The 223-nt window shown below is 32.7% G+C and carries 1 protein-coding gene; it reads right to left on the bottom strand.

Annotated features, from left to right (window positions below):
* Nucleotides 1-223, bottom strand: a 223-nt coding sequence (locus tag HMPREF2937_RS13260; protein ID WP_142351406.1) for a transposase, incomplete at both ends; no start/stop codon positions are given.

The following is a 223-nucleotide window of genomic DNA, read 5'->3' as shown; positions in this document are numbered from 1 at the left end:
AATACTACATAACATTCTTTAATCAAAGCATTTGTTCGAGGATTAGAACGAAAACGATTAATCGTTTTGTAGCTAGGGTTTTGTTCTTGTGCTAACCACATAAATCTAATACTATCTGTTAATGCAAATTCTATTTTCCGTCCGGAAAATATTGAATTACTATAGGCGTATAAGATGATTTTCAACATCATACGAGGATTGTAAGACGATGCACCTCTGTGAT

Origin of the sequence: Staphylococcus sp. HMSC061G12, assembly GCF_001838465.1 — a bacterium.
Lineage (GTDB): Bacteria > Bacillota > Bacilli > Staphylococcales > Staphylococcaceae > Staphylococcus > Staphylococcus simulans.
This window is presented reverse-complemented; position numbering and strand designations above follow the sequence as displayed.